This window comes from Cedecea sp. (genome assembly GCF_036500665.1).
Taxonomy (GTDB): Bacteria; Pseudomonadota; Gammaproteobacteria; order Enterobacterales; family Enterobacteriaceae; genus Cedecea.
In genome coordinates, this window is record NZ_DASYBS010000148.1 from 1 (window position 1) to 3064 (window position 3064).

6 protein-coding genes and 1 pseudogene are annotated in these 3064 nt (G+C 49.2%); 1 reads left to right on the forward strand and 6 read right to left on the reverse strand.

Annotated elements, in window-relative coordinates:
• The 3 genes and pseudogenes from VGM55_RS23760 to rpsJ all read right to left on the reverse strand — a co-directional run.
• A pseudogene (locus VGM55_RS23760) lies at nucleotides 1-98 on the reverse strand (50S ribosomal protein L4); the annotation flags it as partial.
• A gap of 10 nt (nucleotides 99-108) precedes the next feature.
• The gene (rplC, locus tag VGM55_RS23765; protein ID WP_016538466.1) at nucleotides 109-738 is read right to left on the reverse strand and encodes a 50S ribosomal protein L3; all 630 of its coding nucleotides are present in this window, start codon (nucleotides 736-738) and stop codon (nucleotides 109-111) included.
• A 31-nt stretch (nucleotides 739-769) separates the two neighbouring features.
• Nucleotides 770-1081 (reverse strand): 30S ribosomal protein S10, encoded by a 312-nt coding sequence (gene rpsJ / locus VGM55_RS23770; protein WP_001181005.1) that lies wholly within the window; start codon nucleotides 1079-1081, stop codon nucleotides 770-772.
• Between the two features lie 399 nt (nucleotides 1082-1480).
• Here rpsJ and VGM55_RS23775 point away from each other — a divergent pair, with 399 nt between their 5' ends.
• On the forward strand, nucleotides 1481-1957 hold the full coding sequence (locus VGM55_RS23775) for a prepilin peptidase (protein ID WP_154189524.1): 477 nt from the start codon (nucleotides 1481-1483) through the stop codon (nucleotides 1955-1957).
• A 51-nt stretch (nucleotides 1958-2008) separates the two neighbouring features.
• Here the strand turns inward: VGM55_RS23775 and bfr are convergent, their stop codons facing one another.
• The 3 genes from bfr to VGM55_RS23790 form a co-directional block, all read right to left on the reverse strand.
• A complete protein-coding gene (bfr, locus tag VGM55_RS23780) occupies nucleotides 2009-2482 on the reverse strand; it encodes a bacterioferritin (protein ID WP_154189523.1) in 474 nt (157 codons plus the stop codon).
• Nucleotides 2483-2553: 71 nt separating this feature from the next.
• Nucleotides 2554-2748, reverse strand: a complete 195-nt coding sequence (gene bfd / locus VGM55_RS23785) for a bacterioferritin-associated ferredoxin (protein ID WP_008457135.1) — start codon at nucleotides 2746-2748, stop codon at nucleotides 2554-2556.
• 199 nt (nucleotides 2749-2947) lie between these two features.
• The coding region (locus VGM55_RS23790) for an elongation factor Tu (protein WP_076995039.1) at nucleotides 2948-3064 on the reverse strand (117 nt) is incomplete at its 5' end.

The following is a 3064-nucleotide window of genomic DNA, read 5'->3' on the forward strand; positions in this document are numbered from 1 at the left end:
ACAACAACCTGGTGTACCAGCGCTTCGTTGAAGTCACGACCGAAGGTAGTTTCGGAAACAGTCAGCGCGCTTTGCGCGTCTTTCAATACTAATTCCATTGCTATCCCCTTACGCCTTCACAGCTGGTTTAACGATCAGGTCGCTACCGGTTGCACCCGGGACCGCACCTTTCACCAGCAGCAGGTTGCGCTCAGCGTCAACACGTACTACGTCCAGGCTCTGAACGGTTACACGTTCGTTACCCAGCTGGCCTGCCATTTTCTTGCCTTTGAACACTTTGCCCGGAGTCTGGTTCTGACCGATAGAACCCGGAACGCGGTGAGACAAGGAGTTACCGTGGGTAGCGTCCTGGGTACGGAAGTTCCAGCGCTTAACGGTACCTGCGAAACCTTTACCTTTAGAGGTACCGGTTACGTCAACTTTTTTAACTTCAGCAAACAGCTCAACGCTAATGTCCTGACCTACGGTGAACTCTTCGCCTTCAGCAAGACGGAACTCCCACAGACCACGGCCAGCTTCAACGCCAGCTTTAGCGAAGTGACCAGCTTCCGGCTTGGTTACACGGTTAGCTTTTTTAGCACCAGTGGTCACCTGAACAGCACGGTAGCCGTCGTTAGCCAGGTCTTTAACCTGAGTAACACGGTTTGCTTCTACTTCGATTACGGTTACTGGGATAGAAACGCCGTCTTCAGTGAAGATACGGGTCATACCCACTTTTTTACCGACTAAACCAATCATTGTTTCAACCTCTCAATCGTCAATGACCTGATTAACCCAGGCTGATCTGCACGTCTACACCGGCAGCCAGATCCAGACGCATCAGAGCATCAACGGTTTTCTCAGTTGGCTCAACGATGTCAACCAGACGCTTGTGAGTGCGGATCTCGTACTGATCGCGCGCGTCTTTGTTGACGTGCGGGGAGATCAGAACGGTAAAGCGCTCTTTGCGGGTCGGCAGCGGGATCGGACCACGGACTTGCGCACCAGTGCGCTTAGCAGTCTCGACGATTTCCGCAGTTGATTGATCGATCAGACGATGATCAAACGCTTTAAGGCGGATACGGATTCTTTGGTTCTGCATGAGACCAGAGCTCCAATTATTTTATAGACGAAAAAAATTACTACTCGCACCCATTACGATTGATGGGGGAGTGTAATCGTTCATACATAGTCCCCCAATTGGGGACATTGTTTGATAGCAACTGAATTTCTTCTACTGACTGCCATCAGGGTTCATATTGAACCAGCTGTCTATTAAGACAGCCCGCGCATTATACGGGTTTCAAGCCAGCTTGCAAGCAGCACGGGTCGAAATTTCATCGACACACTCTATTTAGTTAGCAAAAGGCCCGTCTCCCCCTATTCTGGCATCTTTGGAAGACGCTACGCAGAGTCGGGTTTTGTATTGAGACGTTTATTGGTGCGTTCGCCACACCGGGGTAGCATCCATTCACCTTAACCTTGAGGAACGGAGGAGGAGATGCCAACCGATGCACAATTTGCCTGGCTACTGCCAGCAGCTATCACGCTCTACTTCTGCTTTGCGCTGACGCTTAGCATTATCGATTTCCAGACTCTGCTGCTCCCCGATAAACTCACCCTCCCCTTACTCTGGTGCGGGCTACTTTTTCATTGTCTGGTCAATCCTCACAACGTTATCCATGCAGTGTACGGTGCGATAGCGGGCTATGGCTTCCTATGGGTAATTTTCCAGATATACAGGCTCCTCACCGGCAAGCATGGATTAGGCTACGGTGACTTTAAACTGTTAGCAGCAATCGGGGCCTGGAATTTCTGGCAAAATCTACCGGCTGTCATCATAGCGGCCTCCCTGCAGGGAATGATTTTTGCCGGATTACTTTATCTGGTCAAACGCAGTAGGGTGATGCAAATACCGTTTGGGCCCTGGCTTGCAATCGCGGGATGGGGGAATTTTGTCTGGCAGATTTTTGGGTGACGAAATGGAGGAAGACAGAGAGTATTCCCCTCTGTCTCAGCAGCACAGGGGTTATTCGTCGCGTATCTGCGCCTGAAGATAGTTCTGGATACCCAGTTTTTGGATTAAATCCAGCTCCGTTTCCAGCCAGTCGATATGGCCTTCTTCATCGGCAAGGATTTCAATCATCATATCGCGGCTAACGTAATCATGAATAGTATCGGCATACGCTATCGCTTCACGCAGATCTTTTGCTCCTTCAAGCTCAAGCCTGAGATCGGAACGCAACATCTCCTCTACGTCTTCGCCAATTCCGAGCTTGCCAAGGTCCTGCAGATTAGGCAGCCCTTCGAGGAAAAGGATACGCTCGATGTATTTATCGGCGTGTTTCATTTCATCGATAGACTCGTGATACTCGACGTCATTAAGACGCTTTAATCCCCAGTTTTTAAACATGCGGGCATGAAGAAAATACTGGTTAATCGCGACAAGCTCGTTTCCCAATAATTTATTGAGATAATTTATTATCTTAACATCACCTTTCATTTTGACATCCTCCGCTTCCACTTATTGAAGCGTAGATGCCGCAAGGAGTAAGTCAAAAAAATGGGTGTGTTTTAAGCGATCTCTTTAAATTCCGGGATCTGCATCAGTTCATCTTGCATAATCTCGCGGGCCTGACGAACGCACTTACCGCACTGATTCCCGACCGGGATAAACTTCCTAAGCTGCTGAAAAGACTGTGGATGGTGCTGCCGCACCGCCTGGCGAATTGTCTTATCGCTTACGCCGTTACACAAGCAAACGTACATGGTCACTCCCGCTCAAAAACTGCGCAAAGTGTAAATGAGAATGATTGGCTTTACAAGGGGTGCCGTGTAGCAGAATGCGAAGAAGAGTGACTAAATGCAAAACAGAACGCGAACGGATATTCAAAGGGGTATTTGAGGCATAAAAAAGGGCATCCGAAGATGCCCTTTTCACGTACATTGCGTCAAATGTTATCAGCGATTAAGCGATAACTTTAGCAACAACGCCCGCGCCAACGGTACGGCCGCCTTCACGGATTGCGAAACGCAGGCCGTCATCCATCGCGATTGGGTGGATCAGGGTAACAACCATTTTGAT

What these genes read in the sequence shown, in the direction of transcription:
- rplC (WP_016538466.1), bottom strand. Translation starts at nt 738, where the DNA reads ATGATTGGTTTAGTCGGTAAAAAAGTGGGTATGACCCGTATCTTCACT.
- rpsJ (WP_001181005.1), bottom strand. Translation starts at nt 1,081, where the DNA reads ATGCAGAACCAAAGAATCCGTATCCGCCTTAAAGCGTTTGATCATCGT.
- VGM55_RS23775 (WP_154189524.1), top strand. Translation starts at nt 1,481, where the DNA reads ATGCCAACCGATGCACAATTTGCCTGGCTACTGCCAGCAGCTATCACG.
- bfr (WP_154189523.1), bottom strand. Translation starts at nt 2,482, where the DNA reads ATGAAAGGTGATGTTAAGATAATAAATTATCTCAATAAATTATTGGGA.
- bfd (WP_008457135.1), bottom strand. Translation starts at nt 2,748, where the DNA reads ATGTACGTTTGCTTGTGTAACGGCGTAAGCGATAAGACAATTCGCCAG.